This window comes from Ottowia thiooxydans DSM 14619 (assembly GCF_000422885.1).
GTDB lineage: Bacteria > Pseudomonadota > Gammaproteobacteria > Burkholderiales > Burkholderiaceae_C > Ottowia > Ottowia thiooxydans.
Window position 1 is genome coordinate 571,482 of record NZ_KE383942.1, and the last position, 26,578, is coordinate 598,059.

Consider the following 26,578-nt stretch of genomic DNA (forward strand, 5'->3'; position numbering starts at 1 on the left):
AACTATAGGCATGCCTACGTCCGATACCATCACCACGATTGATCAATTGCAGGAACTGTTCGGTTCCGTGGGCGAAGCTTCACTTCGCAAGGAAGCAAACTTCATTCCTGCGGTGTACCGACGGTGGATTGAGGCCTCACCGTTTGTGGTCCTGGCGACTTCAGGACCCGAAGGCTTGGATGCTTCACCGAGGGGCGACCCGGCCGGGTTTGTGGTCGTGGAAAACGAACGAAGCTTGCTGCTGCCGGAGCGCAGGGGCAACAACCGCATCGACAGCCTGCGCAATATCCTGACCGATAGCCGGGTTGGCTTGTTGTTCTTCATACCAGGCGTGGGGGAAACGCTGCGAGTGAACGGCCGTGCCACCATCAGCACAGATCGTGCGTTGCTGGATCGCCTGGCAGTAGAGGGGAAGCCACCACAGTGCGTGATACGTATAGCCGTTGAAGCTGCGTTTTTCCAGTGCGCGCGAGCGATGCAGCGTTCGGGTCTGTGGTCGAACACGACAAGACCGGCCGGAGTGCCCTCCGCTGGCGAGATGCTGCAGGCCTTGACGAGCGGTGGCATCGATGGCGAGCAGTACGACCAGGCACTTCCGGCGCGTCAGAGCACCAGCCTGTACTGAAACGTGAGTCGCTTGGCTGGCGAAAAGGCCGCCAAGAAAGGCTCAAACTCCCAGATGCTGGGTCAGCAAGTCTGGCTGGGCAATCAATTGCGCTGAAGTACCTTCGAACACTACTTGGCCTTTGACCAGTATGACGTTGCGGTCGGTCACCTGCGTCACGTGCTTCCAGTTCTTGTCGACGATGACGCTGCTAATACCGCTATGGCGGATGACATCGCAGATGCGCCAGATTTCTCTCGCGATCAGGGGAGCCAAGCCTTCGGTGGCTTCATCAAGAATCAGCACGTCCGGATTAGTCATCAGCGCACGGCCAATCGTGAGCATCTGCTGTTCACCGCCGCTCAGTTGCTGACCACCATGGCCGAGGCGTTCCTTAAGCCGTGGGAAGGTTTCCAGCACGCGGTCATAAGTCCAGTCGCATTGGCCACGGGTGCCAGGGCGGGCAGCCATTTTCAGGTTTTCCACCACACTCAGGTTGCCAAAGATGCCGCGTCCTTCCGGCACATAGGCTACGCCAAGCTTGGCAATTTCATAAGGTGCCCGGCCTGTCATGGGCCGCCCCATCACCAACACGCCACCGGAGCGGGGCTTGACCAGGCCCATGATGGATTTGAGCAGGGTGCTTTTGCCCATGCCGTTGCGTCCCATCAATCCGATGGTTTCACCACGTCGTACATGGAAATCGATGCCACGCAAGATGTGGCTGGCGCCGTAATAGCTGTGCAAGCCAATAGCCCGGATCAATTCTTCGTCATCGGGCTGAGCGACTGCTTGCTCCCAAGTTTTGCGCGAAACAAGAGGATCGTTGGGATCATCCGGGACGTTAGCGTTGTTACGAGTAGCCATTACATCAATCCTTTTTTGCCACGGAGCGCCTCACAGGCCGTCATCAGTGTTCTCCGAGGTACGCAGCCTGCACCCCTTGATCGTTTCGTACGTCGGCTGGCAAGCCACTCGCGATGACGGTGCCATTGACCATCACTGTGAGGTGATCGGCGAGGGCGAAGATGGCGTCAATATCATGTTCGACCAGCATCATGGCGTGTTGGGGTTTGATGCGCAGCAGCAGCTCAACCATGCTTTCCGCTTCAGCCACACCCATGCCGGCGAGAGGCTCATCAAGCAGAAGCACTTTAGGCTCGGTGGCGAGCGTCATGGCAATCTCCAACTGCCGCTGCTCGCCATGGCTGGCGGCGCCCGCTATGGTTGCACGCCGGGAGGTGAGGCCGGCGAGTTCCAGCGCAGCTTCTGCACGTTCATTGACTCTCGCGTCTCCAGCCGCACTTTGCAGCCAGCGCAGGGGATTCCAGGGTTGTTGCTCCGCGCGCGACTGAGCGGCCATACGAACGTTCTCCCACACCGTGAAGGGAAGGAAGATGTTGGTTTTCTGGTAGCTGCGACCCAGGCCGCGCCTTGAGATTTGCTCAGGAGACGCGCTGGTGATGTCATGGCCACCCAGCACGATGTTGCCCGAGGTGGGCGGTAAATCGCCGGACAGCAGATTGGTGAGGGTCGATTTGCCCGCGCCGTTGGGTCCAATGACCACGTGAATGCGGTCACGCCAGAGATCTACCGACACGTCGTTCACGGCAGCCAGGCCGCCGAATTTCTTGGTCAGGTTTTTGGCCGAGAGCAGGATTTCATTCATCGCCAGCTCCCTTGCGGTGCATCAGTTTCTGCAGCACGCCTAGCAGACCGCGCGGTGCGAAGCAGATGACGAACACGATAAACAAGCCCATCCATAGTTGCCAGTGCTTGCCGAGATTGAAACCGGCCACTGCGGGGAGGTCCTTGAACAGTTCAAGCATGAACTCGAAAGCGAACGCGCCAACGATGGCACCCGCAAAGTTGCCCATGCCACCCAGGATGATCATCATGATCACGTGCGCGCTCTTGTGAAATCCCATGAGTTCGGGATTAACGAAGCCAGTTTGCGCGCCCCAAAGGTAGCCCGCCAGGCCCGCAAGCGCACCGGCCAGGGTGAAGGCCATGAGCTTGTAGCTGAAACTCCCAAAACCCACCGCGCGCATGCGGTGCTCATTGACCCGGATGCCTGCCAAAGTACGACCAAATGGGCTCCATAGCAGCCGGCGCAGGAAAAAATACACCGCCAGAAGGCAAAAGAACGTGAAGTAATAGAACACCTTCTTGTTCTCTAAATCGAAGATACCGGCGACGGGCCTGAAGTTGATGTAGACCCCGTCAGAGCCGCCCAGCACCTTGTTGTCGAAGAACAGAAAGAACACCATCTGCGCAAAGGCCATCGTCACCATGATGAAGTAGATGCCTTTGGTGCGGACGACGAAAAACCCAATGATCAGCGCCGCAGCGCCGGAGGCCAGCACGGCTACAGGCAAGGTCCACCACAGGCTTACCGGTTCGCCTTGCGGCGTGAGAAACGCCAGCGCATACCCCGCAATCCCGAAGTAGGCGGCATGCCCGAGTGAGACCAGCCCGGTAACCCCTTGCAGCAGATCCAGACTCATGGCGAAGATCGCCAGGATCATCATGCGAGTGACCATCTGTTGGTAGAACTCACTGCCCACGAATGGGAATGCAGCGAGTGCGATAAACCCGAGTGCCATCACGATCTGGATGCCGCGCGGCAGGGTTTCGAGGTGAGATTGGGGTGCGCTCATTGCTTGAACAGCCCTTCAGGCTTCCACAGCAGCACCGCTGCCATCAACATATAAACCAGCATGCCTGCTACTTGCGGCAGCAGGACTTTGCCAAACGTATCGACCAGGCCTACGAGCAGCGCTGCAATCAGCGCGCCGCGGACCGAGCCAATGCCCCCGATGACCACCACCACGAAGCACATGATGAGCACTTGCGAACCCATATTGGGGTACACGCTGGAAACAGGGGCTGCGATCATGCCGGCCATGGTGGCCAACGCCACACCAATGGCGAAAACCACGGCGTGAATGAGTTTGATATTGATACCAAGCGATTCAGCCATATCCCGGTTGAACGCGCCGGCCCGGATTTTCATGCCCAGGCGTGTTTTATTGATGAGCAGGTACAGGCCTATGGCCAGAACGACGCACACGCCCATCATGAAAAGCCGGTAGACCGGATAGGACTGGTTCTCCGTCAAGGTGATGGAGCCCGCCAGGAGATTCGGAATGGTGACGCCATGAACATCATCTCCCCAAAGCAGTGAGCGCGCTTCTTCAAAGATGTAGATCAGACCGAAGGTCAACAGCACCTGATCCAGGTGGTCCCGGTGATAAAAGTGGCGAAACAGAATTCGCTCAAGAATCAAACCGAATATGACCGACAACACGGTTCCGGCAATGATCGCCAGCGTCAAGCTGCCAAACATTCCGGAGAGCGAATAAGCCAGATAGGCGCCCAGCATATAAAAACTGCCGTGAGCCAGATTGACCACACCCATGATGCCGAAGATCAGCGTCAGGCCGGCAGCGAGCATGAACAGCAGCAGGCCATATTGCACGCTGTTGAGCAGCTGAATAAGAAAGTTGGCGAAGTCCACAGAGCAATACGGGTTCGTTCAAAAAAGCCAGCGTCAACCGCAAGCGTAAATCCGAGCCAAAAGGCGATCTAAAGGCGACCGCGAAGCGGAGCCAATTCCCCAAACTCCAAAGGCCGCGGAGCAGGCCAACCCAGGCCGCCGCGGAGCTGGCTTCGCCAGGCCGCCAGCGGCGTCCCCCTTCTCAAGGGGGAAGGCGCGCAAGCGCCTCAGGGGGTTGGCTTAGAGTTTGCAGCCAACGCCAGAATCCGCCAATGCCTTGGCCGCAACGCCCAGCACTTTGTTGTCGCCTTTTTCGACCACACGCAGGTAGATGTCTTGTACGGGGTTGTGCGCCTTGCTCATGGCCCACTTGCCACGAGGGCTGTCGATGACAGTGGTTTCCAAGGCTTTATAGAGCGCAGCTTTGTTGCTCATATCGCCTTTGACGGCGGCCATGCCTTGCAGCAGCAGTTGGCCAGAATCGTAGCCTTGCACGGCATACACATCGGGCTGTAGCTTGAATTGGCTGGCGTAGGCGGAGCGGAACTGCTTGTTGCGTGGAATATCCAGCGAATCAGCGTAGTGCAGTGTGGTGTAGACGCCCTCTGCGGCGGGGCCGGCGGCCTCGATTACGCCTTCGGTGAGGAAACCAGAACCATAAAGAGGAATTCTCTCTTTCAGACCGGCGGCTGCGTAGTCCTTCATGAACTTGGCAGCACCGGCTCCGGCAAAGAAACACGCCACGGCATCAGGCTTGAGCGAGGCAATTTCAGTGAGCAGAGCTTGGAATTCCACGTTCGGGAACGGCAGGCTCAGCTCCTTGATGATGGTGCCGCCCGCTTTGAGGTAGCCTTCCTTGAAGCCTTCCAGAGATTCATCGCCAGCGGCGTATTTCCATGAAATCCAGACGGTGCGCTTCAGCCCTTTGTCCATCATGGGCTTGCCCAGAGCCTGGGAAGGCTGACCATTGGTGAAGCTGGTGCGGAACACGTTGGGCGCGCAAAGTGCGCGCGTGGCGGCATGAACGCCCGCATTAGGGATGATGCTGAGCACGCCGGCGTCGCGCACAACTCTTTGAATACCCATCTGCACGCCAGAGTGCACAGTGCCGATCAGCACGTCTACCTTGTCGCGCTGCACAAGCTTGCTGGCATTTTCCACGCCCTTGGATGGCTCGGATTCGTCATCCACCTTGTACCACTCAATCTCGCGGCCACCCAGCTTGCCGCCTTTTTCAGCGATCGCCATCCGGACGCCGTTTTCAATGGCCACACCCAGCTGCGCAAAGGTGCCGGTGTAAGGCAGCATGAAACCGACTCTGACCTTGTTGCTCTGCGCACGCACAATCTGGGGCAGCAGCAGGCCGACTGAGCTCGCTCCTACCAGTGCTGCGCTACGGGACAGGATGAGGCGGCGGTTGGGGGAGCGAGGGGACGATGCATTCATTGATAGAACTCCTTTAGGTGTCAAGTTTATTGCGTATGGTGCTGCATTGTTGTTGATCTCGGGAGCCACCACCATATGAGTATCCCTTAGAGGTGAACACGTACAGATCATGTTTCGCGGTGTTCAGACCGGGAATGACGGGGCTCGACCCGATGGAGACGGATCTCAAAGTGGCTTTCGACCAGAAAGCCTGGGCTAAACGCCCAAACGCGCGTGATTTCTGATTCAAAAGCGTGCTTCGCTTGGAAAAGATAGAGCGTATGTGTGAAACACTAAGACCGCAATCTTCAGAAATGATGAAATAAAGTGCTTGTTTAGAGGCAGTATATTTCACATCCCCCTATCGGGAATGCGGGTTTTCCCCTGGTTTTAGGGTGATGAGGGCTTGTTCCAAGCCATCTCACCTCCGGGCGCTAAAGATAGCGCGCACGGCTGACCGCACTGCCATTCAATTAGCAGTCTAATTTCTTAACGGGGAGAAAGCGCCGCCGCGCTAGCGGGCGCTAAATCTTGAACAGGGCCTGAAATTGCCTGCGGTCACGCCGGTCTTTCCATTGCCAGACTTCGCTGCCTTCCAGGCTGAGAGGGCCCCAGGCGGCAATGGCATAGCCCTCGCCACTACCCACCACGTGCAGGCGAGAGGTGGTAAGCGGTATCTTTTTGAACGAGCCCCCGAACAATGCCGTACGCAGATTGGCCTCCAGCATAGGACCGATCTCTGCGGAGGCGCCCTCCGGCACGATGAATACTTGCCTGTGGTGCTCACTCTGCAACCGTTCGTTCACCATTGGCAAACCTGAATCATCATGGAGCAACCCGGCCTGTCGTAGCCAGTCTGGTGAGTTGTCTCCCGCCGCGAGCAGTGGAGCGTCGCACACCAGACTGGCGCCGCTTTGCAACTGCAAGACCTGGCCATCCATGCCCACGCATCGATCCTGGAGCAGCGTAATGTGTAATTGCTTCAGGCGGTTCAGTACACGCCTGCGCAGGCCTGGCGATTCTTCGCCTAACAAAGGAGCCTCGCCTGCTATGAGGGTCACACGAGTTCCGTGTGGCCTGGCGAGTGCCTGAGCTGCAGCCATGGCCAGTTCAGCCGCTGCGATGCCATGCCCTATGACAGACACTTGCAGAGCGCGCTCCTGAGACAAGGATTTCAGCTGTGGCCACAACTGGACAAACGTTTCGAGGGGCCGCACGAACAGCGCATTTCTGCGTGCGCCGGGCATGGTGGCTTCCGCTTGCTCGCGATCGATGACCGGCTCGGTATCGATGGAGAGAACGTCGTAGGGCAGGGCGTCACCACTGGATAGTTGTACGCGCCGTGTGGTGGGGTCGAGCGCGTGCACATGCGCCGGCACGAAGGTGGCCCCGCTGGCTTCTACCAAGCCATCCAGCGGAACGCGGATATCGTCGAGCGCATACTGGCCTGCCACGTAGCCTGGCAACATGGCACTATCAATGTAATACGGGTGTGGCGCTACCAGCGTGGCATGGAGCTCGCCGGCTCCATGTTTGGCCAAGCCTTTAAGCACCTGCAAATTTGCACGCCCGACGCCCAGCAGCACCAAGTGTTTCCGGGAGGGGTTCACGGTCATGGGCTGCAGTGTATCGGCTATGAGAGCCAATCCCCGCCTGCATACGTTGCAATCCGTACCGCGGCGAACGGTTTTTCGAGGGTCAGGCCAGCAAAGCTTGCGCGAATTCGCGTGCGTTGAATGTCTGCAAATCTTCCAGTTTTTCCCCTACACCGATGAAATAGACCGGCATAGGGCGTCCTTGGGCTGGGTACTCACGTGCGATGGCGCACAGAACGCCTCCTTTGGCCGTGCCGTCGAGCTTTGTAACAATTAGGCCGGTAAGCTGCACTGCGGCATCGAAGGATTTGACCTGCGCGAGCGCGTTTTGCCCTGTATTGCCATCAATGACCAGTAGTACCTCGTGGGGTGCCGTGACATCCGCTTTGGTAACCACACGGCGGATTTTGCTCAGCTCTTCCATCAGGTGCTTTTGCGTGGGTAGACGGCCCGCTGTGTCGACCAGTACAACGTCTTTACCCCGAGCGCGTCCGGCCGCGACGGCATCAAAGCTGACGGCAGAAGGATCGGCCCCCTCCTGGCTGATGATCTCTACCCGGTTGCGATCAGCCCAGACGGATAGTTGTTCCCGGGCGGCGGCGCGAAACGTATCGGCAGCCGCAAGCAACACAGTGGCGCCTGCATCTGCCAGATGTTTGGTCAACTTGCCGATCGAAGTGGTCTTTCCGGCGCCGTTCACACCGGCCACCATGATGACAGTAGGGTGGTATTCACCCACCACGAGCGACTTTTCCAGCGGTCTCAGCATTTCCTCGATGGCGTCTTGCAAAAGCAGTTTGACCTGAGCCGGCTCTGTGGCGCGGCTCTCCTTCACCCGGCGTTTGAGATCCGAGAGCAGGAATTCGGTGGCTCCCACGCCAGTGTCGGCGAGCAGCAGGGCGGTTTCCAAGTCTTCGTAGAGCGCCTCGTCTATCTTGGCGCCAGTAAACACGGTGGTAATGCTGCTGCCAGTTTTGCGCAGGCCTGACTTGAGGCGATCCAGCCAGCCGGTGCGTGCCACGGGCTCCGGCACGGTGAGCTCTGGCTGAATTGGCGCTGGTGGGGCCAGTTCCCGCGCTACAGGGATCTGCGGCGACGCTATCTCAGCCGGTGGGGCGGGAATAGGTGCGGGCGGCTGAAGCTCAACTTTCTCCAGCGGTGTAGGCGAGGGAAGTGGCGGCGGAGGCGGCGCCACTGATGTAGCGTTGGCCTGAGGCGGCGCCGCGGGCGCCGGAATGTCTGCAAGATCTGGCGTCTCCAGGGGCGCGGATTCTGGCGTGGGGGTTGGTTTTTTTTTGCGGAAGAAACTAAACATTTGATTTTCTGATTTGCACCCTACGAGATCATTGCCTTTTCAGGCGCTCTTGACCACCAGCGAGTATTCACCGCCGGGCAGCACTTTCCCCACTACAGCTGCATGACCAAAGCCACGTTGACGAAAGACCGAGAGCACTTCTTCCACGCTCGCCGCAGAGCAAGATACCAAAAGGCCGCCGCTGGTTTGTGGATCGGTCAAAAGCGCACGGTCTGATTCGGAAAACCCCTCTGGGAGGAATACTTCTTGGCTGTAAGCCGCCCAATTGCGGCCAGAAGCTCCTGTGATGATGCCTTGCGAGGCCAATTCCCGCACACCAGACAAAACAGGTACGGCAGGCCAGTCAATTTGCACTGTCACTCCCGCGCCTCTGGCGAGTTCGAGCGTATGGCCAGCCAGAGCGAAGCCGGTGACGTCGGTCATCGCGTGAACGCCGGGCAATACGGAAAGGGCAGGGCCAGCCACATTCAATTGGGTGGTGCTGGCGATCATTTGCGCGTAGCCCTCTGCACTCAATTGATTTTTCTTGAGAGCGGCAGAAAGAATGCCAACTCCCAGCGGCTTGCCCAGCACCAGCACATCGCCCACTTTTGCGCTTGCATTGCGTTTTACCCGGTCTGGATGCACGAGCCCAAGCGCTACCAGGCCGTAGATGGGCTCCACGGAATCAATGGTGTGCCCGCCTGCGATGGGAATGCCAGCCTCACGGCACACCGAGGCGCCGCCTTCCAGGATTTTGCCAATGGTGTCGGTGGAAAGAACATTGATCGGCATGCCGACCAGCGCCAAGGCCATGATGGGGGTGCCTCCCATGGCATAGACGTCTGACAACGCATTCGCTGCGGCAATTCGCCCGAAGTCGAACGGATCGTCGACGATGGGCATGAAAAAATCGGTGGTAGCGACGAGCGCCTGGGTGTCGTTCAACTGGTACACCGCTGCATCGTCAGAGGTCTCTATACCCACCAGCAGCTCTGGGGGAATAGGCATGGCGCCCGTGCCTCGCAAGATTTTGGAAAGCACGCCGGGGGCGATTTTGCAGCCACAGCCGCCGCCATGTGAGAGCGAGGTCAGGCGAGGCTCGGTTTCAAGGGGTGCGGTTTGTCCACTCATGAGACCGATTGTCTCCGATAGCCTCCCAAGCGCGTACCCAGGACCTCAAACAGCTCCGTGAACCTATCCGCAATCGATGCTTTGACGAGAAACCGCTTGCCGTTGATGTAACTTTGGTCGACGCTTGATGAAGCGCGTTTGACGCCTGTTCAATCTGGTTTGATGCCCTTGGCCTGAATGAGTGCAATCCAGCGCTGGCTTTCTGCATTGACGAAGCGTGAAAAGTCCGCGGGCGAGCCACCGCCGACTTCAGCGCCTTGCTCGGCAACGAGCTTGCGGTACGCGTCGTCTTTGGTCGCGCGATTGACGGCATCGTTCAACTTGGCGATGATTTCGGGCGGCAGGCCCTTGGGCGCGATCACTCCAAACCAGTTGGAAGCGTTCATCGCCGGGTAACCAGCTTCGGCGAAGGTCGGCACATTGGGCATGGCCGGCAAGCGCTTCTCGGAAGTGACTGCGAGTATGCGTATGCGAGGATTCTCGCTGGTGGTGTGAGGCAGAAACAGGCTCGCGAGATCCATCATGAAATCGGCGCTACCGCCCATGATGTCGTTGATGGCCGGAGCACCTCCTCGATAGGGCACGTGAACGGCGTCGAACTTGGCCGTATCCTTGAAGAGCTCGGCCACTAGATTGGAGGCGCCGCCGGTGCCGGTTGATGCGTAGTTGTAGCCGCCGGGCTTGCGTTTCGAGTAGGCAATGAATTCGGCAACCGTCTTGTAAGGCGCCGAAGCGGACACGCCCAACACTAGCGGCCCCTTCTCCAGCAAGGCAATGGGTTCAATGTCCTTTTTCGGGTCGTAGCCTAGCTTCGGGTAGAGCGCCTGATTGACCGCCATGGGCGCGAAGTTGCCCAGGCCGATCACATACCCGTCAGGCTTGGCCTTGGCAATGGCCTGTGTACCGATATTGCCGCTGGCACCGGGCCGGTTGTCAACCACGACCGTTTGACCCAAATACTGTTCCATCTTCCTTGCCAGCTGGCGGGAGCGCGTATCCGAGCTGCCACCGGCAGCATATGGAACTATGAATGTTATGGGCTGAGATGGATACACGCTTGCCGTTTGAGCCCATGCTTGCGGCAAGAAAAGCGCAAGCGCGTGCGCCAACAGCAAGGAACGGGGGCCAAAAATCGATCGCATGATGAAGCCTTTCAGGAGGAAGGTGAATTGAATAGAAGGTGAAGCGGGAAATTCAGGGTGACCACGCCCTAGTCAGCGGTCAGCGCCAAAGCACTCCGCTCATCGATGAGCGGATGAAGCAGGCGAGCCCACGCCAGCAGTTTGGAATCTGCACCCCACGGGCCAACAATCTGCACGCCGATGGGAAGGCCGTGCCCGGTTGTGGTGGTGGGCAAGTGCAAGCAGGGCCAGCCCAGCAGAGACCAGGCTTTGTTGAAGCCCGAGGCACCCGTGCTTTGCAAGCCCTCGGGTGCCGGCCCATAGGCGCTGAAGGTCAAAACGAAATCGGCATCACCAAATTGTTCGCGCCAGCGCAGGCGTTGCTCGGTCTGCAAGGCCCGCATTTCCCAATAACGTGGGTGCGCAATGGAAAGGCCGCGGTCCACAGCAGACAACAACTCGGGGCTGAGGCTTTGCTCCATCGTTCGGACCACGGGAAGCAGGCTGCGAGCGAACTCGTAGTGCATCACTACATGGTGCGCGTCCAGCCAGTGCGATGCTTCGGCCAGGCCGGGCTTTGGCGCGATGGTGGCGCCCCAGGCTTCCAATCGATCGCGTGCACGCCTCACCGCATCCACTGCGACGGTCTGGGGCACGCCGCCCGGCGCTTGTTCTATGACCGCCACAACCGGAGCACGCGTGGGCGCGGGCATCACAGTGGGGTAGGGCATCAGCACGGCAGCGACTTTCTCTATCTCCTGCAGAGTTGCAGCGTGCCAGCCGATCACATCCAGCGATTCGCAGGTAATCCACATGCCGTTGCGTGCCACTGCGCCAAATGAAGGCTTGAATCCCGGCACACCGCAAAAGGCAGCCGGCCGGATCATTGATCCACCAGTCTGAGTACCGAGCGCTACCGGCACCATCCCAGACGCCACGGCAGCGGCTGAGCCGCTGGAAGAACCGCCGGGCGTGTGGCTGAGCGCATGCGGATTTCGTGTGGGCCCCGGTGATACGTAGGCGTATTCGGCCGTCACGGTCTTGCCCACGGGAACGGCCCCTGCTGCCCGGAGCAAGGCCACACAAGTGGCGTCAAACGCGGCAGCGTGGCCTGGTACTCCCTTGGAGCCGTAGCGCGTCGGCAATCCAGCCACGTCAATCATGTCTTTCACACCGAAAGGAAGGTCTGAAAGCGGGCCGTCAACGGGCGCGAGTTCGGCAATGGAAGCTTCGGTGGCAACGCATGCCCAAGCACGGAGTTCCGTGTCGCACTGTGCGATGCGCCTGAGCGCCGCGGCTACCTTGGACTCGGAGATCGGATGCGGTTTCAACATGAGGGCCAAACAAGAAAGGGGAATTCGTTGGCCGCATCGTAGTTCTTGGATTATTCTTAGTCCAATACGAAATTGGACTGAAACTATGACGAATCCCGACACAATCTTTCTCGATGGCCGGCTGCTCGAGATGTTCTGTGCGGCGGCGGAAGAGCTCCACTTCGGCCGCGCGGCTGCCAGAATGTTCATGAGTCAGCCGCCCTTCAGCCAGCAAATCAAGCGACTTGAACATCTGGTGGGCGAGCAGCTTTTTATACGCACCACGCGCTCGGTGCGGCTCACGCCTGCTGGCGAGGTCATGGCCATACGTGCCCGCAAGTTGGCCATTGACACGGGACTCATGGTGCGCGCCGCGCGTCAGGCAGCGCGAGGGGAGACCGGCTCGCTCTCCATCGGTCTGACTATCAGTGCCAATTACTCTCCACTGGCGGAGGCGCTATACCAGTACCGCGTTGCACATCCGCAGATTGAGGTGAATCTGCGCGAGATGAACTCCAGCGCGATGGAGGCCGCGTTGCGCCAGCGCAGCATTGACATCGCGCTGATGCGTCCAGTGCCTGTGGACTCCGATATTGAGACTACCGAGGTCTATCGCGAACCGATGGTGCTCGCACTGCGTCGGGATCACCCCTGGGCTGAAAAGAAGCGCATTTCCATGGAAGCGCTCGCCGAGGCTCCGCTTATAGGCTATGAGCAAGCCGTGTCGCCCTACTTCCGAAGAATGATTCACCAGATGTTTGCCGGCATTGGCCACCATCCGCGCATCGTGCAGGAAAGTGCAGTGCCGACCAACCTCACGCTGATCGAGGCAGGCGTAGGCGTTGCGATCGTGCCCTGGACCATCCTGCGCGCGCGCGGCGACACCCTGACGTGGGTAGCGCTTCAGGATCGATTGAAAACGCAAGCCGTCACGGTGATGGCCATGCTTCGATCGCGGACGAACCCGGCGGTGGACGGGTTCGCAGCGACTCTGCTCAAGACGCAGATGAAACTCTCGAGCCGCCATAAACCAGCAGAAAAGAAGTAGCGGAGCGTGTCGATCGAACGGTGGCTTGTCCATGCCGAACGCGGAAATCCTGCACACTAGGGCGTGTTCACACTTAATTCGCCCTAGTCGGCTGTTGACCCTGGAGCGCCCATAGTTAAACATGGACCACCGCGCCCCTTTTGCGGCTGGCGATCTAAACATTGGGCAGCCTCCAAGGGAACGTTTTCTCGTCTTTTGACTCATTTCTGGCTATGAATTCAAGATTGTTTCGTGCCACACGCCCCCGCGCACTTGGTTTGGCCTTGCTGTGCGGTGCGCTAGCTTCCCCCGGGGCCTTCGCGCAGCTCCAGCCGCCTTCTCAGAGCACACCGCTCACCGGGCAGGCGGCACGCTCTTCAACTGCGGTGAGCCAGTTCAAGCTCGACAACGGCCTGACGGTCATCGTCAAGCCCGATCACCGAGCGCCTACCGTGGTGAACATGTTGTGGCTGCGGGTGGGTTCCATGGATGAAGTCGATGGCGCGAGCGGGGTTGCCCACGTGCTTGAACACATGATGTTCAAGGGCACGAAAAAGCTCAAACCAGGTGAATTTTCGCGCCGGGTAGCGGCCTTGGGCGGGCGTGAGAATGCGTTTACTTCTCGCGATTACACCGGCTACTACCAGCAAGTGCCCGCTGCAAAATTGGCTGATGTCATGAGCCTGGAAGCGGATCGCTTTGCCAACAACCGCTGGAGCGATGAGGAATTCGCCAAGGAGTTGGAGGTGGTCAAGGAAGAGCGTCGCATGCGCACGGACGACAATCCGCGCGCTTTACTGGGTGAACAGCAAACCGCCGCCACATTTGTGGCTTCGCCTTATCGCCGCCCAGTGGTGGGGTGGATGGGAGACCTTGATTCGCTCAAGCCCGATGACGCACGGGCCTTCTACCAGCGCTGGTATGTACCTGCCAATGCTGCGGTGGTGGTGGCAGGCGATGTAGATCCGCAAGCCGTGTTGGCGCTCGCCCGCAAGTATTACGGCAGCATTCCCGCTCGTGCGGTTCCCGAGCGCAAGCCCCGCGAAGAGCCCGCGCAATTGGGCCAACGGCGCATTCAAGTCAAAGCACCTGCTGAACAGGCGGTGGTGTCTATGGGGTTCAAGGTGCCGCGCCTGGAGGGCGTGGCGTCCAACGCAGCTAACGACGATGCACTGGCACTTACCGTGCTGTCTGCCGTGCTGGATGGCTACAGCGGCGCCAGGCTGGATCGAGCGTTGACTCAAGGGCCTAACCGCGTGGCTGATTCTGCAGGTGCCGGCAACGGCCTCATGGGGCGTGGCCCGCAACTTTTCATGCTTTCAGGTGTGCCTGCCGCGGGGAAGACGGCCGCAGAGGTGGAAACCGCGCTGCGTGAGCAGGTTGCGCGTGTGGCGCGTGACGGTGTCAGCCAAGAGGAATTGGCACGCGTGAAAACGCAGTGGGTCGCTGGAGAGGTCTATAAGCTTGATTCGGTCATGGCGCAAGCACAGGAGCTGGGAAATCTATGGGTGCAGGGCTTGCCGCTCGACGCAGATCAGCGCTTGATCGCTCGCCTGCGCGGCGTTACTGCAGCTCAAGTGCAATCAGTAGCGCAACGCTATTTTGGCGACGATCAACTCACCGTGGGCACTTTGCTGCCGCAGCCTCGGGACCCGAATCAAAAGCCCCGCACGCCACCAGCTGGCATGAGGCACTAGAGCTAGAACTGGTATGAATATTCTTAAAAAAACATCGGCCAGCCGCGTGTTGGCCATCGCTTCAGCTTTTGGCTTTCTGGCGCCCGCGTTCGCAGCCATTCCCATCCAGAACTGGGCATTGCCGAATGGTGCGCAGGTATTTCTGGTGGAGAGCCCCTCCATTCCCATGGTGGATGTACGGATCGATTTTGATGCAGGCAGCCGCCGCGACACACCCACCCAGGCTGGCTTGGCCGATGTGACGGCGCTCATCGCTGGCAAGGGTGTTCGGGCCTCCGGCGGTGAACCCGCGCTGGATGAAAACCAGCTCGGTGAAGCCTGGGCTGATCTCGGCGCCAGCTTTGGCGGGGGAACCAGCTCTGATCGCATGAGCTTCCGGTTGCGCACGCTCACAGAGCCCGATCTGCTGAAAAAAGCGGTGCATCTGGCCGCACGTGAACTGGGCGAGCCGGCTTGGCCGGAGGACATTTGGGCGCGTGAGCGCGAGCGCATTACAGCGTCCCTGAAAGAGGCACTCACACGCCCGGGCACCATTGCCGGGCAAGCCTATTCCAAGGCGGTTTATGGCACGCACCCCTATGGCTACCAGGCCACGCCCGAGACGCTGGCCGCTATCTCCCTGGAGAACATGCGTGAACGATACGCTGCCGGCATCTTGCCTTGCCGCGCCAAAGTCACCGTGGTGGGCGCTGTCACACGCCCGCAGGCCGAACTCCTCGTCACGCAATTGCTCGAACGCCTGCCCGCTACGCCCGGTGCCGCGTGCCCGGCATTACCAGCGGTACCTGAGGTCGCACCGCTGGCCGCACCTATCGAGCAGCGAATTGCATTCCAATCTGCACAGGCGCAAGTCTTGATTGGCCAGCCTGGCTACAAGCGCGATGACCCAGATTTTTTCCCACTGCTGGTGGGTAACTACATTCTCGGCGGCGGTGGTTTCGTTTCACGCCTGACTACTGAAGTGCGTGAGAAGCGCGGCCTTTCCTATTCCGTAGGCAGCTACTTTTCGCCTGCGCTGCACGCCGGGGCCTTTACGCTGACGCTGCAAACACGCCCTGACCAGGCGAACGAAGCGGTTCGCGTGTCCAAGCAGGTCCTGGCTGACTTCATTGCCAAAGGGCCTACAGAGGCCGAACTGAAGGGCGCCAAGAATTTCCTGCAAGGCGGTTTTGCACTGCGTATCGATTCCAACGCCAAGCTGCTCGACACCGTGTCCGACATCGCCTGGAACGGCTTGCCCCTGAACTACCTGGACACCTGGGTTGATCGCGTGGGCCAAGTGTCTGTTGCAGATATCAAGGCCGCTTTCGCGCGCAAGCTTCAGCCGGAAAAAATGGTGACAGTGGTGGTGGGCGGCGCGGGTTCTTGAGTTGACCGGGCATGCCTGGCCCTCCTGAACTTGCGCGTATATGGAAGTACGTAAGCAGGGTAAGCAGGCTGCTGGCGAATGACTTGTGTGATTCCTTTATTCAGCGCGCGATTGCGCGCTGAATGCTTGGTGCTTAGGGTTTTTCATCGAATTTTCATGTTGAGTAGGTAAGTTCGCTTTTGAACTTGGACTTCTTTCAGCGATCGCTCATCGCCAACCTGTACCTACCATGATGATTTGTCCCCCAGCGCTCACTCGGCGTTCCGCGTTGCGCCTAGGCTTGGCCAGTACCACCTGCTTGCTGGCCGCACCTGCCGTGCTGGCCCAATCTTCCCGATCCAAAAGTGATCCGCCCACCGTTATTCAAATCGTTGACACCGCGATTAGTCAGCAGGATGTAGCCAAGGATTTTTTCATCGGTTCGTTGGCAGCCTGGCAGGATTTCGGTAGCCAGGATAGCCTGCGCGGGCGCACCGTGGTGCACCGCAAGCTGGAGATGGATAGCACCGCCCCTGATTGGCGCGCAGCTCTCGCCGAACTGCGGGATCCTTCGATCGTGGCCGTGAGCGGCTCAGTATCAGAGGGGGCGGCCCGCCAATTGGCGCAGCACCTGGCAGCAGCCAAACTGCCGCTTGCCCATGTAGCGCCCTGGTTGCAGGACATCGATCACGCAGATGAGCGGACTTTCCCAATATTCGCTAACCGCCAAATGCAGATCAGGCACGCCCTGAAATCACTCTCGCTGGTAGGCGTGCGGGAAATCGGAGCTGTGTTTGCCTCTGCGCGTGATCGCGGGCTGTACAAAGAGAGCGTGACGAGCGCTGCGGCGGCTTTGCAACTTCAAGTGGTGGGATTCGAGGGGAATGGCGATCCTCGAGACCTTGGTCGGCAGATGTCAGCCAAATCACCTGTGGTGATGCTTTTCCTTGGAGGCACGCCTGAACTGGCTCGTTTCACTCAAGGACTCGCAGATCAAACCCGTCAGCGCTACGTGGTGGCGCTCGCGGATGTGAATCTGCAGATCTTGCGGCAAATGGGTGCGGCGCCGGGCATCCCTGTCATTGGCGCCCAGGTGGTGCCGCTCACGAGATCGCAAATGCCCGTGGTTCAGGCTTACCGTGGCACATTGGCGCGCCTATTTGATGAACCCACCTCATCGCTGAGTTTGGCTGGCTATCTCGCAGCCCGCTACACGCAGCAGGTGTTGGCCGGCACCACAGGCACGATAGATCGGGCCAGTGTGCTCGCTGCTTTTCAGCAGCGGCAGGCTGCAGATATTGGAGGATTCAGAGTGAGCTATGACGCGCGTGGCCTGGGTAGTACGTATGTCACTCAGAGCATGCTGACCGTAGAAGGGCGAGAGGTGGGGTAGGCTGGCGAGATCACCGGCGGGCGATTGTGGCGTTCTTCTAGCGATGTGGCAGGCGGACGAGGTGAGGGCCAGCAGGCCTCGTCACCCCGGTGAAGCAATGAGCGGATGGGCGTGGGGCCAGCTAAATCTTCCCGGTTGATTGTTCAAAAGCCCTGCGCGGGCGACGACAATCGTGCGATGACCAAAAAGCAATCAGCGCGAAGCACCGAAAACGCACCCCATGTGGTGCGCATCATAGGTGGCCAATGGCGCCGCACCCGTTTACCTGTAGCCGACAAGCCTGGATTGCGCCCCACACCAGATCGAGTGCGTGAAACTCTGTTCAATTGGTTGGGCCAGGATCTGGCGGGCTGGCATGTGGTGGATGCCTTCTCCGGAACCGGTGCGCTTGGCCTTGAGGCGGCCTCGCGAGGCGCGGCAGATGTGCTGATGATTGAGCAAGATGCTTCGTTGGCGGCCAGTCTGCGCGAACTGAAAGTAAAGCTGCAGGCCGAAAAGGTGCGAGTCGAACGTGGTGATGCCATTGTGGTGATGCGGGCGCTACCGGCTGGCTGCAAGGACTTGGTGCTGCTAGACCCTCCCTTCAGCGCGAACCTTTTTAGCACCGCCCTTGCCGCTGCAGCGCCCATCGTTCGGGCGGGAGGATGGATATATCTGGAGGCGCCGGAGCAAGCGGATGCGGCTGAACTGCAAGCGTTGGGCCTCGCTCTGCATCGCCACTTGAAAGCAGGTGCCGTGCACGCTCATCTGCTGCAGCGGGCACCGGCATAATCATTCGGCTAATCCTCCCCCGGAGTTTTGAGCGCAGTTCCTAGTATCAAACAGGAGATATTTAATGAGTCGTGGCGTGATTGCCGTTTACCCAGGCACCTTCGATCCCATTACCCTTGGGCACGAAGACATCGTGCGCCGCGCAGCGGGGCTGTTTGATCACGTCATCATCGCGGTGGCGATGGCGCATCACAAGAAAACCATGTTTTCCCTGGATGAGCGCTTGGCGCTGGCAGGGGATGTTGCTAACCGGGTGGGTAACGTGAGCGTTGAACCCTTTGAAGGCCTGGTGAAGGATTTCGTGATTGCGCGAGGCGGTAAGGTCATGGTTCGCGGGGTGCGCGGTGTCACTGACTTTGATTACGAGTACCAGCTCGCCGGCATGAACCGTAACTTGGCGCCTGACGTCGAAACCATTTTCCTCACGCCTGCAGCCGCACTGCAGTCGGTGAGCAGCACCTTGATCCGTGAGATCTCTCAGCTCGGCGGCGACGTGGCGCCATATGTGTCGCCTCTGGTACTCCAGAGGCTTCAAGAGAAGCTGCGCGCCCGGCAATCAGGCGGTGGTTAGGATCAGCGAATAGGCAGGGTCCCGGGCGAGCAAGCCCTGGAACCATTTGCCCTTGCTTTATTGCTCGACGAACGCCCGCTCCACCACGAAATCCCCTGGAGTCGTGGTGTTGCCTTCGTTGAAACCCAATTCTTCGAGCACAGTCTTGATGGATTTGAGCATCTCAGGGCTGCCGCACAGCATCACGCGATCGGTTTGAGGGTTGAGCTGCGGTACGCCAAGGTCGCGTGCCATCTGGCCGCTTTCAACCAGGTCTGGAATGCGGCCTTGGGTGGTAAAGGGCTCACGCGTCACCGTGGGGTAGTACTTCAACTGCTGTTTCACCATTTCGCCAAGCAGCTCATGCTCGGGCAGTTCTTGGGTGATGTATTCCCGGTAAGCCAGCTCGCTCACCAGGCGGCAGCCGTGAACCAGAATGACCTCGTCAAATTTTTCGTAGGTCTCAGGGTCTCGGATAAGGCTCATGAACGGCGCCAGCCCCGTGCCGGTGCCAAACATATACAGGCGCTTGCCCGGCAGGAGATAGTCGATCAGCAAAGTGCCGGTAGGCTTATGACCCACGATCACCTTGTCTCCCGGCTGGATGTGCTGCAGGCGGCTGGTTAAAGGGCCGTCTTGCACCTTGATGCTCAGAAACTCCAGCGTTTCCTCATAGTTGGCACTGACGATGGAGTAGGCACGCAAAAGCGGCTTACCGTTCACCCGCAGCCCGATCATCGTGAAGTGGCCATTGGAGAAGCGCAAACTGCTGCTGCGCGTGGTGGTGAAGCTGAAAAGGCGATCCGTCCAGTGGCGAACGGTGAGAACTGTTTCTTCGTCGAAGGCGGCCATGATTGAGAGTGGAGGCTTGAAATATCAGTACCGCAGCACGGCACACGGGTTAACCCGAGATTCTCGCATCGCTTCAGGCGAAATCCCAGCCTTTAACCAAAAAACCATATGAAAAATAAATTATTCATATATTTTTTGATATATGCATATATCGCGGCGATTTGAAGGTGGGCTTCTCAAAGGCTTCACCCCGCAGCCGGGTGCCCCAACCCTCACCGTACGCGGGAGAGACTGATGCAGGCGCGCCTGCCGACTTGAGCCCCAGAACCCGAGGCTGGTTTTACTCCTTCCCCCGCTTGGGGGAAGCTTGGGAAGGGGGCAAGCGGTGCTTGATTAAGCGCTTCGGTTGCTAATTACCTTCTGCTTTTCTCTTGAGGTCGGAGGCCGGGAATTGCGCCCGGCGGCGCACCTACTATTTTTTGCGCCAAAAAATAGTAGGCACAAAAAAGGCGACCCCAAGTCCGTGTCCCTACGCTGCGCTCCGGGCACCCTCCGGTGCTCAGGCAAGGGGCGGTGCGGCAGAACTCTCTTCTTTCGCTTCGCTCACTACGTTCAAACAGCTGCCGCAAGCTAGTTCACGAAGCAAGAGCATCTTTCAGTGCTCTTGCCCGCCCCTTGCCCTGCGCTCCTCGGCACGGCCAAAGGGGTGGATACCCACTCGGGCCATTGCTGCGCTCGGCCTCCGGCGTACTCGTCTTTCCCCGTTGGGGAAAGAACAATTTAAGGCTCTGACCGAGCAGGCCTCTGGCAACACGTTCACGATCCGCGCAGGCTCATATATTCGCATCAGAATGAAGAATCAGCGCGTTATCAGGGTTCTTGGGTAGGTGCAAGATCAGAAGGCCGCGGAGCAGGCCATGCGTGGCTGCCGCGGAGCTGGCTCTGCCAGGCCGCTGGCGGCGTCCCCCTTGGGGGAAGGCGCGTAAGCGACACAGGGGGGATTTCAGCCACCTGCTGCTTCCACCATAAACCGCACCCGCCGTACGCCTTGCCATTCATCCGTTTCCAGCCTGAATGCAAGCATGACACGCGAAGGCAGGGGGTCGACATGACCAAACCAGATACCGTCGACCGGTTGGCCTTGGTGGCGCAACTTCAATGCGAGGTGCTTTTCGCCGACCAGGCGCTGGCTAAGCACTTCTACTTCTTCACTGAAGACCGGGGGCGCGAAGCCCTGGCCCCAAACCTCTCGGTGCAGGGTGTCGATCAAGTCGGGGCGCCTGTATTCCGGAGCGAGCGGGCCGTCGGTGGCTAGGCGGCGGGTGAGGGTAGCGGCGTCCAGCCACTCGGCGGCTACTTTCTGCAGGGCCTGCTCGAAGACATCGAAATGTTCTTCCGCAATCGTGCAACCGGCAGCCATGGCGTGGCCACCAAATTTCACCAGCACATCAGGGTGACGCTTGGCAATCAGATCCAACGCGTCACGCAAGTGAAAGCCGGGAATGGAACGGCCAGAGCCTTTCAATTCGTGCTCATGGCCTGGTGCGCCGCTCGCCGCAAAGACGAAGGTGGGGCGGTGATGCTTGTCCTTCAGGCGTGACGCCACAATGCCGACAACGCCTTCATGGAAATCAGGGTCGAATACGCACAGTGCCGTGGGCGGGGATTGCTCGTCCACGTCGAACAATGTCTCAGCTACCTGCATGGCGTGCTCGCGCATGCCACTTTCTATTTCGCGCCGCTCGCGATTGATGCCGTCGAGTGTGGCGGCCAACTCGGCGGCGCGGGCGGCATCGTCAGTCATGAGCAACTCGATGCCCAGTGTCATGTCCGCCAATCGTCCGGCCGCATTGATGCGTGGCCCCAAGGCAAAGCCGAAATCGAAGGTGGTAGCTTTGGACGCATTGCGACCTGCCACAGAAAACAAGGCGTTCAAACCTGCGGGCAGTTGCCCGGCACGTATGCGCTTGAGTCCTTGTGCGACCAGACGGCGGTTGTTGGCATCCAGTTTCACGACGTCGGCCACGGTGCCCAAGGCTACGATGGGCAGCAAGGCGTCGAGCTTTGGCTGGTTGCTTGCATCAAAGACACCACGTGCTCTGAGCTCTGCTCTCAGTGCGAGCAACACGTAGAACATCACACCCACGCCGGCAATGGATTTGCTCTCGAAGGTGCAGGCAGGTTGATTGGGGTTGACGATCACATTCGCGTCCGGCAGCTCGGCGCCGGGTAGATGGTGGTCGGTCACCAATACCTTCAGCCCTGCGGCCCGCGCGGCTGCCACACCTTCCATGCTGGCGATGCCGTTGTCCACTGTAATGAGTATGTCGGCGTTGCGCGCTGCCACGCGCTCGGCGATGGGGGCAGTGAGGCCGTAGCCGTCGACCACCCTGTCAGGCACGAGGTAGTCCACCTGGGCTGCTCCTAGCAGCCGGAGGCCACGCAGACCCACCGCGCAGGCAGTCGCACCATCGCAGTCGTAATCAGCCACGATGCAAAGCTTTTGCTGCGCGGCAATGGCATCTGCCAGAAGCACTGCGGCTTCGCGTGTGCCGAGCAGATCAGATGGCGGCAGCAGACGTGCCAGACTGGAGTCGAGTTCGTCTGTATTGGAAACGCCGCGAGCGGCGAACAGGCGTGCCAGCAGAGGATGCACACCTGCCTGCTCCAGCGTCCAGGCGGCGCGGGGAGGGATGTCGCGTATTTCTATCTTCATAATTGGATCAGTAATTCGTTCTGCCTCGAAACGGCAAGTCGGTAGCGCGAGCAGCAAAAGCGGCGTTGGTTGGCAGGCAAGATAAAGCAGTTGATCGCGGAAGGGCCTCTGGCATTTTCTGCACACCCCGCACTGTCACCAGAAAGGCCGGAGCCAGGAAACGCCCGCATTCATGGCCCATTGGTGTTCCCTGGAGAGAGCAGGCGAGCCACTGCCGCTTCCAGATTCACTGGCCGACGATTGAAAAAGCCCGCTATACGGGAAGCCACACCCGGCCGCAAGGGTGTGAAGCTAATGGACTGGTTTGGACCACACAGGCTCAAGCGTACATCGTGCCCGGCTTGCAGTGCGGTCAGCAGGCGTTTACCGGAATCGGCATCCAACGCCCGCCAGGCTTCATGGTGAGCCGCTACTGCCTCGCTGAGAAGAGAGCCGGCCTGGGCCTGTTCTGCCAGGATGAGGCGGTTTTCAACCGCCACATCCGTTCTGGGGGCATGTGGTTCCGTCAACACCCCTGCACCTGCAATCCACAGCGCATTGATGGACAATTGGCCCGCACTTTCGCGTGCATCGTTGGTCGGGTGGATATAAAAAAGCATCTGCAATTCGCTCTGCAGCCGCCGCAACAGGGCCGCGTGGGCGGGCACCGGTGTATTGATGAGCAAGTCTGGCGTGAGGCGGCGGCCAGTAGCGCGGGCCATGGACCAGGTGCTGAGTGCGCGAAACACCTCGCCTTGCGCCAACCAGGCGTTGGGCATCACATACCGTACATCAATGCCGTCCTCTCGTAGCAGAGGCTCGGCTGAGGCCAACAGGGCGCGTGATTGCGCCTCGGTGAGGCCGAGGTGCGCAGTATCCGCCAGCAACACATGGTCCATGCCAAGTTGCCAATGGCAGGGAATGAGCCAGGCGCAGGGGGTGCCAATGGTGCCTGTTTCAAGCGCCGCCCAAGGAATCCGGCCAGGTTCAGAGGGCAGGCCCAGCGCCCGCGCCGTCGCCAGTTCCGCGGGATCGCTGGGATTGTCGTCGTCGCAAGCTATGGTGCTGTCTGGCCGCAGGTGGCGGAGCAAAGCTTCCAGGTGGGGAAGGCGTGGCAATGGAGGGCGCGGCTGATCGGGCGGCAGCGGGAACAGGGCGCCAGGAATGAGCAAGTGACGCAGCGGCTCTTGGGAAGACATATAGGCGTATTGTCCGGGATGCCACAATGACGCCTTTCAAACACCGGCCTTAGAGCCTGTTCAAAGTCTCTGCGCGAGGGCTATTGTGTTCGAAAGACTGTGGATGCAAGGCGAAAAACGCAGGGATACCTCGTGGTATCGCGAGTATTTTTAACGCCGCAGACGCTGTTTTTCGAGCGCAATAGGACCGCGAGGAGACTTTGAACAGGCTCTTAGGGACGGACGCTTAATCAAAGATTGCCTCATGCTTCTACGCGCGCCCTATGAATTACTGCTTGGCTGGCGATACACGCGCGCCGGCCGAGCCTCCCGGCGCAATGGTTTCATTTCCTTCATCTCAGCAGCCTCTATGTTGGGAATTGCCTTGGGTGTGGCGGCTCTGATCATCGTTCTGTCTGTAATGAACGGGTTTCAGAAGGAAGTCACCGGGCGCATGCTGAGCGTGATCTCGCATATTGAATTGTTTTCTCCTGATGGCGCCGCGCTCCCGGATCCACAGCGCACGCTTTCTGAGGTGCGCGCCAACCCCGAGGTGATCGGCGCTGCTCCCTTTGTGGGCGCGCAGAGTTTGCTGGCAAGGGGCGAAACCATGAAAGGCGCTCTTATTCGAGGGGTGAGCCCTGAGATGGAGCCGCAGGTCACTGACATCGCAGCCCAATTGAAAGACACAGCTTTGAGAAAGCTCGTTCCGGGAGAGTTTGGCATTTTGCTGGGCAGTGATCTCGCGCGGGGTCTGGGCGTGAGCGAAGGCGATCAGGTCACGCTGATCGCGCCCAGTGGTCAGGTCACGCCTGCGGGCGTGGTGCCACGCCTGAAGCAGATGACCGTGGTGGGCACCTTCAATTCCGGCCACTACGAATACGATTCAGCGCTGGCCATGCTTCATATTGAAGATGCCGAGCGTATTTTCCGGCTGGAGGGGCCTACGGGCATCCGCCTCAAATTGCGCGATCTGAATCTTGCCCGGCAAGTGACTGAGCAGTTGGCCGGCACCGTGAGTGGAAACCTGCTGCTCCTGGATTGGACGCGCCAGAACCGTACATGGTTCTCTGCGGTGCAGCTCGAAAAACGCATGATGTTCATCATTCTTACCTTGATTGTGGCGGTGGCTGCGTTCAATCTGGTCAGCACCCTGGTCATGACTGTGCAGGACAAGCGTGCCGATATCGCCATTCTGCGAACCCTGGGCGCAAGCCCCAGAAGCATCATGGGGATATTCGTTGTGCAGGGCGCTATGGTTGGCGTGATCGGTACGCTGGGCGGCCTGGCACTGGGGCTGCTGATTGCCTTCAACATCGATGTGATCGTTCCAGCCCTGGAAAGCATCTTCCGCGCAAGCTTTCTCCCCAAGGACATCTACCTAATCAGCAGTATGCCTAGCGACCCTCAACGTGGCGATATCGTGCCCATTGCAGTGATTTCTCTGGTCTTGTCTTTCGTGGCCACTCTCTACCCCAGCTGGCGCGCCAGCCGTGTCAATCCTGCTGAGGCGCTGCGCTATGAGTGATGTCACCGTTCGAACCAAGCCTGCGCATGACGCTATCGTTTTGGAAGCCAAAGGCATTTCCAAGCGCTTTCAGGAGGGCCCACTAGACCTCACGGTTCTACAAGGCGTTGATCTGACGGTGAAGGCCGGCGAAACGCTGGCCATCGTGGGCCAGTCTGGCTCAGGCAAGAGCACCTTGCTGCATTTGCTGGGTGGACTGGACGCCCCAACCACCGGCGGAGTGCGCTTGCTGGGAAGGGATTTCAGCGGCCTCTCACCTTCCGCCCAAGGCGCCCTGCGCAACCAGCATCTCGGTTTTATCTACCAGTTTCATCACCTGCTTCCTGAATTCAGCGCCCTGGAAAACGTTGCCATGCCGCTGTGGATCAGGCGTATGCCGCGAGCGCAAGCTGCGCAGGTGGCCGAACACGTGCTGGCACAGGTGGGTCTCAAAGAGCGCACTCACCATCGCCCGTCTGAGCTTTCTGGGGGCGAGCGTCAGCGGGTGGCGATCGCACGCGCGTTGGTCACGCAGCCTGCTTGTGTTTTGGCGGACGAGCCCACCGGTAACCTGGATCGGAGCACTGCCGACACGGTGTTTGAGCTCATGCTCAAGCTGGCACGCGAACACGGGACCGCTTTCGTGATGGTCACGCACGATGAATCTCTGGCCGGTAGATGCGATCGCGTACTGCGCCTGGAGCGCGGGAAGGCAGGCTAAGCGCCAAGCCCCTCCAAGGTCTCAGGGCGAGCGCTTTGGCATCCTACTCCCTCTCCCACCCTGGGAAAGACTGATGCAGGCGCGCTTGCTGACTTGAGCCCCAGAGCGCGCGGACGTGAGCTGGTTTTACTCCTTCCCCCTCTGGGAGAAGGTGGGGATGGGGGCAAGCGGCGGTCGATTGAAGCGCTGCGGTTGTAAGTCCCTTCTCCTCTTGTATTGAGGTCGGAGGCCGGGATTGCCCCCGGCAGTGCAGTCCCTTTCTTTGCTCGCACCCGGAGCGCCGGCCGAAAGCAACGAACCAAAGAAATGCGACCCCAAGTCCGTGTCCCTGCGCTGCGCTCCGGGCACCCTGCGGTGCTCGGTCAAGGGGCGGTGCGGCAGAACTCTCTTCTTTCGCTTCGCTCACTACGTTCAAACAGCTGCCGCAAGCTAGTTCACGAAGCAAGAGCATCTTGCAGTGCTCTTGCCCGCCCCATGCCCTGCGCTCCTCGGCACGGCTGTATAGACCGGGGACATGGTGGACACATGTTCGGAGACATGGTGGACACATCAAGCTAGAGCATCAAGCAGCCCAATAGGAGCAAAGCGATGCCATGGCAGGAGAAGTCCGCAATGTCACTACGCGAAGAATTCGTTGCACTAGCGCAGCACGACGGCACCAACATCCGGGCGCTGTGTCGCGGTCTCGGAATCAGTCCCACCACGGGCTACAAATGGCTTGAGCGCTCTCGCCGCGAGCAGCCTCTGAGCGACTTGAGTCGAAGGCCCATGCACTCTCCAAAGCGCAGCTCAGCCGAGTTTGAGCAGCAGGTGTGCCAGTTGCGTGAACAGCACCCTGCATGGGGTGCTCGCAAGTTGGCCACTCGATTGAGCGATCTTGGTCTGGCTGTGCCCGCGGTGAGCACGGTGCACGC

23 protein-coding genes are annotated in these 26,578 nt (G+C 59.4%); 10 read left to right on the forward strand and 13 right to left on the reverse strand.

Annotation, left to right across the window (positions count from 1 at the left end; all coding sequences use genetic code 11):
* The first annotated feature begins 4 nt into the window (after positions 1-4).
* Positions 5-625 carry a pyridoxamine 5'-phosphate oxidase family protein gene (locus G518_RS0129100; protein ID WP_425414319.1) on the forward strand — a complete coding sequence of 207 codons (621 nt, stop codon included), beginning with the start codon at positions 5-7 and terminating at the stop codon, positions 623-625.
* 42 nt (positions 626-667) lie between these two features.
* Here the strand turns inward: G518_RS0129100 and G518_RS0129105 are convergent, their stop codons facing one another.
* The 10 genes from G518_RS0129105 to G518_RS0129155 form a co-directional block, all read right to left on the reverse strand.
* Positions 668-1,471 carry an ABC transporter ATP-binding protein gene (locus tag G518_RS0129105; RefSeq protein ID WP_084652378.1) on the reverse strand — a complete coding sequence of 268 codons (804 nt, stop codon included), beginning with the start codon at positions 1,469-1,471 and terminating at the stop codon, positions 668-670.
* A 43-nt stretch (positions 1,472-1,514) separates the two neighbouring features.
* On the reverse strand, positions 1,515-2,273 hold the full coding sequence (locus tag G518_RS0129110; protein ID WP_028605479.1) for an ABC transporter ATP-binding protein: 759 nt from the start codon (positions 2,271-2,273) through the stop codon (positions 1,515-1,517).
* On the reverse strand, positions 2,266-3,264 hold the full coding sequence (locus G518_RS0129115) for a branched-chain amino acid ABC transporter permease (protein WP_028605480.1): 999 nt from the start codon (positions 3,262-3,264) through the stop codon (positions 2,266-2,268). Before G518_RS0129115 ends, G518_RS0129110 begins: the two co-directional genes overlap by 8 nt.
* A complete protein-coding gene (locus G518_RS0129120; RefSeq protein WP_028605481.1) occupies positions 3,261-4,124 on the reverse strand; it encodes a branched-chain amino acid ABC transporter permease in 864 nt (287 codons plus the stop codon). Before G518_RS0129120 ends, G518_RS0129115 begins: the two co-directional genes overlap by 4 nt.
* Positions 4,125-4,343: 219 nt before the next feature.
* Positions 4,344-5,549, reverse strand: coding sequence for an ABC transporter substrate-binding protein (locus G518_RS0129125; RefSeq protein ID WP_028605482.1), 1,206 nt, complete (start codon positions 5,547-5,549; stop codon positions 4,344-4,346).
* 503 nt (positions 5,550-6,052) lie between these two features.
* Positions 6,053-7,144 (reverse strand): NAD(P)/FAD-dependent oxidoreductase, encoded by a 1,092-nt coding sequence (locus tag G518_RS0129135; RefSeq protein ID WP_156909580.1) that lies wholly within the window; start codon positions 7,142-7,144, stop codon positions 6,053-6,055.
* Between the two features lie 82 nt (positions 7,145-7,226).
* On the reverse strand, positions 7,227-8,438 hold the full coding sequence (ftsY, locus tag G518_RS0129140; protein WP_028605484.1) for a signal recognition particle-docking protein FtsY: 1,212 nt from the start codon (positions 8,436-8,438) through the stop codon (positions 7,227-7,229).
* Positions 8,439-8,477: 39 nt separating this feature from the next.
* Positions 8,478-9,551: a selenide, water dikinase SelD gene (gene selD / locus G518_RS0129145; RefSeq protein ID WP_028605485.1), complete on the reverse strand. Its 1,074-nt coding sequence runs from the start codon at positions 9,549-9,551 to the stop codon at positions 8,478-8,480.
* Positions 9,552-9,700: 149 nt separating this feature from the next.
* On the reverse strand, positions 9,701-10,693 hold the full coding sequence (locus tag G518_RS0129150) for a Bug family tripartite tricarboxylate transporter substrate binding protein (RefSeq protein ID WP_028605486.1): 993 nt from the start codon (positions 10,691-10,693) through the stop codon (positions 9,701-9,703).
* 68 nt (positions 10,694-10,761) lie between these two features.
* Positions 10,762-12,006 carry an amidase gene (locus tag G518_RS0129155; protein ID WP_051237526.1) on the reverse strand — a complete coding sequence of 415 codons (1,245 nt, stop codon included), beginning with the start codon at positions 12,004-12,006 and terminating at the stop codon, positions 10,762-10,764.
* Between the two features lie 85 nt (positions 12,007-12,091).
* Between G518_RS0129155 and G518_RS37530 the strand changes: the two genes are divergently transcribed.
* The 6 genes from G518_RS37530 (at position 12,092) to coaD (ending at position 18,792) form a co-directional block, all read left to right on the forward strand.
* Positions 12,092-13,033 carry a LysR family transcriptional regulator gene (locus G518_RS37530; protein ID WP_051237527.1) on the forward strand — a complete coding sequence of 314 codons (942 nt, stop codon included), beginning with the start codon at positions 12,092-12,094 and terminating at the stop codon, positions 13,031-13,033.
* A gap of 212 nt (positions 13,034-13,245) precedes the next feature.
* Entirely contained in the window at positions 13,246-14,709 is a 1,464-nt protein-coding gene (locus G518_RS37535) for a M16 family metallopeptidase (RefSeq protein ID WP_084652393.1), read from the forward strand.
* A 13-nt stretch (positions 14,710-14,722) separates the two neighbouring features.
* Positions 14,723-16,078, forward strand: a complete 1,356-nt coding sequence (locus G518_RS0129170) for a M16 family metallopeptidase (RefSeq protein WP_028605488.1) — start codon at positions 14,723-14,725, stop codon at positions 16,076-16,078.
* 229 nt (positions 16,079-16,307) lie between these two features.
* Positions 16,308-17,450 (forward strand): type 1 periplasmic-binding domain-containing protein, encoded by a 1,143-nt coding sequence (locus tag G518_RS0129175; RefSeq protein ID WP_028605489.1) that lies wholly within the window; start codon positions 16,308-16,310, stop codon positions 17,448-17,450.
* Between the two features lie 177 nt (positions 17,451-17,627).
* Positions 17,628-18,221: a 16S rRNA (guanine(966)-N(2))-methyltransferase RsmD gene (gene rsmD / locus G518_RS0129180; protein WP_036596558.1), complete on the forward strand. Its 594-nt coding sequence runs from the start codon at positions 17,628-17,630 to the stop codon at positions 18,219-18,221.
* Positions 18,222-18,285: 64 nt separating this feature from the next.
* The gene (gene coaD, locus G518_RS0129185) at positions 18,286-18,792 is read left to right on the forward strand and encodes a pantetheine-phosphate adenylyltransferase (protein WP_028605491.1); all 507 of its coding nucleotides are present in this window, start codon (positions 18,286-18,288) and stop codon (positions 18,790-18,792) included.
* A gap of 57 nt (positions 18,793-18,849) precedes the next feature.
* Here coaD and G518_RS0129190 read toward each other — a convergent pair whose 3' ends face one another.
* From G518_RS0129190 to G518_RS37540, 3 genes are all read right to left on the reverse strand, one after another.
* A complete protein-coding gene (locus G518_RS0129190; RefSeq protein WP_028605492.1) occupies positions 18,850-19,623 on the reverse strand; it encodes a ferredoxin--NADP reductase in 774 nt (257 codons plus the stop codon).
* A gap of 943 nt (positions 19,624-20,566) precedes the next feature.
* The gene (gene recJ / locus G518_RS0129195; protein ID WP_028605493.1) at positions 20,567-22,279 is read right to left on the reverse strand and encodes a single-stranded-DNA-specific exonuclease RecJ; all 1,713 of its coding nucleotides are present in this window, start codon (positions 22,277-22,279) and stop codon (positions 20,567-20,569) included.
* A gap of 170 nt (positions 22,280-22,449) precedes the next feature.
* Entirely contained in the window at positions 22,450-23,457 is a 1,008-nt protein-coding gene (locus tag G518_RS37540; protein WP_051237528.1) for a hypothetical protein, read from the reverse strand.
* Positions 23,458-23,701: 244 nt separating this feature from the next.
* Between G518_RS37540 and G518_RS0129205 the strand changes: the two genes are divergently transcribed.
* The 3 genes from G518_RS0129205 to G518_RS0129215 form a co-directional block, all read left to right on the forward strand.
* Entirely contained in the window at positions 23,702-24,964 is a 1,263-nt protein-coding gene (locus G518_RS0129205) for a lipoprotein-releasing ABC transporter permease subunit (protein ID WP_036596386.1), read from the forward strand.
* Complete coding sequence (gene lolD / locus G518_RS0129210) at positions 24,957-25,664, forward strand: lipoprotein-releasing ABC transporter ATP-binding protein LolD (RefSeq protein WP_036596388.1); 708 nt, start codon at positions 24,957-24,959, stop codon at positions 25,662-25,664. Before G518_RS0129205 ends, lolD begins: the two co-directional genes overlap by 8 nt.
* Before the next feature lie 612 nt (positions 25,665-26,276).
* Positions 26,277-26,578: helix-turn-helix domain-containing protein (locus tag G518_RS0129215; protein WP_028605496.1), on the forward strand; the 302-nt coding region annotated here is incomplete at its 3' end.

What these genes read in the sequence shown, in the direction of transcription:
- G518_RS0129155 (WP_051237526.1), bottom strand. Translation starts at nt 12,006, where the DNA reads ATGTTGAAACCGCATCCGATCTCCGAGTCCAAGGTAGCCGCGGCGCTC.
- G518_RS0129105 (WP_084652378.1), bottom strand. Translation starts at nt 1,471, where the DNA reads ATGGCTACTCGTAACAACGCTAACGTCCCGGATGATCCCAACGATCCT.
- lolD (WP_036596388.1), top strand. Translation starts at nt 24,957, where the DNA reads ATGAGTGATGTCACCGTTCGAACCAAGCCTGCGCATGACGCTATCGTT.
- G518_RS37535 (WP_084652393.1), top strand. Translation starts at nt 13,246, where the DNA reads ATGAATTCAAGATTGTTTCGTGCCACACGCCCCCGCGCACTTGGTTTG.
- G518_RS0129190 (WP_028605492.1), bottom strand. Translation starts at nt 19,623, where the DNA reads ATGGCCGCCTTCGACGAAGAAACAGTTCTCACCGTTCGCCACTGGACG.
- rsmD (WP_036596558.1), top strand. Translation starts at nt 17,628, where the DNA reads ATGACCAAAAAGCAATCAGCGCGAAGCACCGAAAACGCACCCCATGTG.
- G518_RS0129205 (WP_036596386.1), top strand. Translation starts at nt 23,702, where the DNA reads ATGCTTCTACGCGCGCCCTATGAATTACTGCTTGGCTGGCGATACACG.
- G518_RS0129135 (WP_156909580.1), bottom strand. Translation starts at nt 7,144, where the DNA reads ATGACCGTGAACCCCTCCCGGAAACACTTGGTGCTGCTGGGCGTCGGG.
- G518_RS0129175 (WP_028605489.1), top strand. Translation starts at nt 16,308, where the DNA reads ATGATGATTTGTCCCCCAGCGCTCACTCGGCGTTCCGCGTTGCGCCTA.
- G518_RS0129110 (WP_028605479.1), bottom strand. Translation starts at nt 2,273, where the DNA reads ATGAATGAAATCCTGCTCTCGGCCAAAAACCTGACCAAGAAATTCGGC.
- recJ (WP_028605493.1), bottom strand. Translation starts at nt 22,279, where the DNA reads ATGAAGATAGAAATACGCGACATCCCTCCCCGCGCCGCCTGGACGCTG.
- G518_RS0129115 (WP_028605480.1), bottom strand. Translation starts at nt 3,264, where the DNA reads ATGAGCGCACCCCAATCTCACCTCGAAACCCTGCCGCGCGGCATCCAG.
- G518_RS0129125 (WP_028605482.1), bottom strand. Translation starts at nt 5,549, where the DNA reads ATGAATGCATCGTCCCCTCGCTCCCCCAACCGCCGCCTCATCCTGTCC.
- selD (WP_028605485.1), bottom strand. Translation starts at nt 9,551, where the DNA reads ATGAGTGGACAAACCGCACCCCTTGAAACCGAGCCTCGCCTGACCTCG.
- G518_RS0129150 (WP_028605486.1), bottom strand. Translation starts at nt 10,693, where the DNA reads ATGCGATCGATTTTTGGCCCCCGTTCCTTGCTGTTGGCGCACGCGCTT.
- G518_RS37530 (WP_051237527.1), top strand. Translation starts at nt 12,092, where the DNA reads ATGACGAATCCCGACACAATCTTTCTCGATGGCCGGCTGCTCGAGATG.
- coaD (WP_028605491.1), top strand. Translation starts at nt 18,286, where the DNA reads ATGAGTCGTGGCGTGATTGCCGTTTACCCAGGCACCTTCGATCCCATT.
- G518_RS0129170 (WP_028605488.1), top strand. Translation starts at nt 14,723, where the DNA reads ATGAATATTCTTAAAAAAACATCGGCCAGCCGCGTGTTGGCCATCGCT.
- ftsY (WP_028605484.1), bottom strand. Translation starts at nt 8,438, where the DNA reads ATGTTTAGTTTCTTCCGCAAAAAAAAACCAACCCCCACGCCAGAATCC.
- G518_RS37540 (WP_051237528.1), bottom strand. Translation starts at nt 23,457, where the DNA reads ATGTCTTCCCAAGAGCCGCTGCGTCACTTGCTCATTCCTGGCGCCCTG.